The sequence below is a fragment of the Agitococcus lubricus genome (genome assembly GCF_003051055.1).
Taxonomy (GTDB): domain Bacteria; phylum Pseudomonadota; class Gammaproteobacteria; order Pseudomonadales; family Moraxellaceae; genus Agitococcus; species Agitococcus lubricus.
This window is the reverse complement of sequence record NZ_QAON01000053.1, coordinates 1-3,074: the sequence shown is the minus strand read 5'-3', so window position 1 is coordinate 3,074 and position 3,074 is coordinate 1. Positions and strand designations below refer to the sequence as shown.

The window sequence follows — 3,074 nt, the reverse complement described above, 5'->3', positions numbered from 1 at the left end:
TGGCTGCATTATTAACGGCTGCAAATTGTTGTGACATGACATCAACCTAGTGAATTAAGTTATTTAATGGCACTAGGTTAAATCAATAAATGGATGGTTTTTTGTAGGGGTTACATGAGGAAAAGCCCATTTTAAGCTACAGAAAAAATCCCCCCATCGGTAAATGCTTTCTGAACACGAACTTCGTAAGTGGTAAATTTGCTCACTGCCACATAGGTAGCTTAAACGGCCTTTTAACAGTTTTTTAACAATTGATTTTTTCTTTGAAGTCAGATATACATTAGAAAAAATCCCTTAGACATAAATGTTAAAAAATTACAAATCAAAAATGGCATTAAATAATATGTCATTTAGAAAGCTTAAAATAAGTTAGGGTTATTCAAAAAATAAAAGGAGAAGCCTTTGAGATGTGTCAGCGATATTATTAATAATATTAATAACCTAGAGCTTGTTCTGGTTTTGGAATCGCCTTTTAAAGATGAGCTTATACATAATCATCCATTAGCAGGTAAGTCAGGACAAGAGGTTACTAATTATATTAAAAATCATGTGTCATCAAAATCTGTACTAAGAACATTCACAATGCCTATGGGATGTGAGTTAATTAGAACAAAATTCTCAAAGCTAGGTATTGTAAATTGTTCGTTGTGGCCACTTGATAAAAAATGCTATCCATGTGAGCTTAAACAAAAAAGAAATAAAACAGTCGATTCATTTAATCTGATAAGGACAACCCCATTATCAATTACTAGAAAAAATAATATTGACAATAGAGTTGAAATGTTTTTGGTGCGTGGCTTTATCAGAAGAATTGATAATATTGTACAAAAACAACCAAATGTGGTTTTTGTTCCTTGTGGAGACTTGGCAGATAAATTTTTATCAAAATGTAATTTAGGACAAAATAATCTGATAGGAAAAATACCTCATCCTTAATTTAATGGCTGGTCTAGTCTTAATTCACAAACATTTAGTCAGAGATTACAAATGTTATGATGTCTGTGATTAACCCTAACTTTTCCATCAACAACGACAAGTACCCAGCCAATTACTGTGTATTTTTTGATGACTCTGAGGTAATCTCAGTATTTAATTTTATTGTGGGTACTTGCGCGTTATGCGCCTAGTTAGGCACGTTTCTATAATTTTGAGGTGGCCATTGAATACGATCAATGAATATTTTCTTGAAAGCGGTCAGAAATTACACTTTGTGACTGCAAACTATGATTTCGAATTTGAAGGTATAAAGATATCATTTCAAGGTATGCCATATCTTAAAAATGAGTTAACAGATGAACTGTATTTATCTCAATGTGCTAGGGTTGTGGTTAAAGAGGTTGTGGCAGGCGCAAAAAAGGAAAGATTAGACAAGGTTACAATTACTCCGCCAGAAGATATTGTAAAAAAGAGGTTTAATTATTGCAATAAATTTCCTTTTAAATACTCGGCCTTAGAGTATTACTTTATACCGTATTTGATTCGTGAACAGAATGATGGTTTTCTAACACCTGTTTATTTTCATATTGATGTATTAAATAAATATAATCAACATCCTGATTATAAGTTGGAGCTAATGTCCTCTAGCTACGGTAATCTTTATTACAAAGACGAATGGCATATATCATTTGGTGTTAACAGAAATAAAAGCCTAGTTATGTGGCTGGGGGATATAGACAAACTGCCAGAAAAGGAAAAGTATTACTTACTTTCTGAAAATATAGACCCAGAATTCGAAATACATTCAGAATTTTATGATGCTCAGATATGCGTTCAGTGGGCTGAAGGAGCACTTGAAAGTAAAGTATTTAAGGCGAGAGAAGATTTATCTGACTTATTCGAAAATAAGTATGGTCATAAGCTATTTAAGCTTGAAGGGGAAATTTCCAAAGTTATTGCAGACCTACAAAAGCCTGTCTTTTGGGAAAATAGACATGTTTCTCCTGTTGTTGAGGCTCTAAATCGAATATTTGTTGAGGCTCTTTGTGAAAAGTCAATTAAAGCAATTATTATTGATAAAGCACCAAGTATAGACATTAAAGGCTATAAAGGATTGAAGCTTTTTAGCTCTCTATTGTCTCGCGTTTTATTGATAGATAATGCTGATGCAATTATGTGCCCTTTTTTTGTTCTTTATGACTATAGAGTGGTATTGTGCCATCTCCAATCTGATGAAACAGTTCAAGAGAAAATGCACACAATCTACGAGCGACTAAATATTGGGATAGAAAATAGAAATAATGAGGTGGTTTATATGACACTTTTTCAAGCCATGGAAAAATCCCTAGACGCAATAATTAGCCACGTTAACAACGGATAACCAACACGGAGCGAAGAAATGAGAAAAATTGCTTATATTGCTATTTTTACTATTTGCAGCCATGCAATTGCATTTGATGGGCATAACGGCATTAGTTTTGATATGACGCAAAAGCAAGTCGAAGCCAAGGGTTTTGTCTGTCACCCACCACAAGAGAAAAATCCAAGCGTCATCGCAGAATGCCAACACACGAACATGACGGGGGTTGCTTTTGGTTTTCCAACAAAAGATTACCAAATTTCGATTGGTCCGACCAAGAAAGTTGACATGATTGGAGCAGATTTCAGTGGACGTATTAGCAAAAAAGATTATGTCGGTCTATTTCGCAAAATTGAGCAACTCTTCCCCAAGAAAGACGAAACTGGCACTTTCCATGAAGGCACTGTGCTTCGTGATGTATGGAGAGCCAATAACAATGCTGCGGTAATTTTGCTATTAATGAATGGAGTCCCACCAATAACAGAGTCTTCTCTGGGCATCACATTTTGGAGTCCTCGTGCGATGGCAGAGGCAGATAAGAACAACAAATAAAATTTAAAATCACGAAGCAGCACTGCACACTTCGTAATCTGTGTGACTTAATGTTTGGCAGTTTAAGTGCGTGTCATTTTTTGGTATTGTTGTGACATGACATCAACCTAGTGAATTAAGTTATTTAATGACACTAGGTTAAATCAATAAATGGATAGTTTTTTGTGGGAGTTACACTCTACACATTAGCCTGCACCAACTCATCCCTTAACTGAAGCACATACTT

General features: G+C 34.7%; 3 protein-coding genes. All 3 read left to right on the top strand.

The features are described 5' to 3' along the window. Positions 1-402: 402 nt before the first annotated feature. Positions 403-936 (top strand): hypothetical protein, encoded by a 534-nt coding sequence (locus C8N29_RS16535; protein WP_107867165.1) that lies wholly within the window; start codon positions 403-405, stop codon positions 934-936. A gap of 223 nt (positions 937-1,159) precedes the next feature. Beyond that, a complete protein-coding gene (locus tag C8N29_RS16530; RefSeq protein ID WP_107867164.1) occupies positions 1,160-2,317 on the top strand; it encodes a hypothetical protein in 1,158 nt (385 codons plus the stop codon). A gap of 18 nt (positions 2,318-2,335) precedes the next feature. Beyond that, positions 2,336-2,848: a hypothetical protein gene (locus tag C8N29_RS16525; RefSeq protein WP_107867163.1), complete on the top strand. Its 513-nt coding sequence runs from the start codon at positions 2,336-2,338 to the stop codon at positions 2,846-2,848. The last annotated feature ends 226 nt before the right edge of the window (positions 2,849-3,074 follow it).